Here is an 860-nt window from a genome sequence, read left to right as displayed (position 1 = left end):
AGAGGCCGTTTCTATTGGCGTAGTCGCTCGTTGAGCCGTGCATGGCTGATCTGGTGGAGCGTCTGGTGCCGGAGGAGTTGTGGACGCTGTTCCGGCGAGTGGTCCCGTCGAAGGAGGTGATACGCCCGCAAGGCGGTGGGAGACGGCGGGCTGGTGACCGTGAATGTCTGGCAGCGATCATCTTCGTGGCCACCTCGGGCTGCACGTGGCGGCAGCTTCCGCCGGTGTTCGGGCCGGCCTGGCCCACCGTCTACCGACGCTTCGCCCAGTGGAGCCGGGACCGGGTCTGGGCCCGACTCCACCGAGTCATCCTTGACGAGCTCGGAGCGCGAGGTGAGCTGGACTGGTCGCGGTGCGCGATCGACTCGGTCAGCCTGCGGGCCGCAAAAGGGGGCCCCTGACCGGACCGAATCCGACCGACCGCGGCAAACCGGGATCGAAAATCCACCTGATCTGCGACCGGAACGGGCTGCCCATCTCGCTGGGGATCTCGGGCGCCAACATGCACGACAGCCTCGGCCTTGAACCCCTCGTGCGCGGGATCCCGCCCATCCGCTCCCGCCGTGGCCCACGGCGACGAAGGCCGGCGAAGCTGCATGCGGACAAGGGCTACGACTACGACCACCTGCGTCGATGGCTCCGCAAGCGCGGCATCCGCCACCGCATCGCACGCAAGGGCATCGAGTCCTCAAAACGGCTCGGCCGACACCGCTGGGTCGTCGAGAGAACCGTGTCCTGGCTCGCCGGCTGCCGTCGTCTCCACCGCCGCTACGAGCGCAAGGCCGAACACTTCCTCGCCTTCGTCGGCATAGCCGCAGCCCTCATCTGCCACCGCCGACTCACCAAATAAAACAACGTCT

General features: G+C 67.3%; 1 protein-coding gene. It reads left to right on the top strand.

Annotated elements, in window-relative coordinates; translation table 11 throughout:
- Window positions 1-41: 41 nt before the first annotated feature.
- A protein-coding gene (locus IF99_RS33810) for an IS5 family transposase (protein WP_420705743.1) occupies window positions 42-850 on the top strand; the annotation gives its coding sequence in 2 pieces (ribosomal slippage) (window positions 42-389 and window positions 392-850; 807 coding nt in all).
- Window positions 851-860 lie beyond the last annotated feature (10 nt).

It is taken from the genome of Streptomyces sp. NRRL F-5630 (assembly GCF_000719475.1).
Classification (GTDB): Bacteria; Actinomycetota; Actinomycetes; order Streptomycetales; family Streptomycetaceae; genus Streptomyces.
Note: the sequence above shows the minus strand (reverse complement) of the source record. Positions and strands in the feature narration are given on the sequence as shown.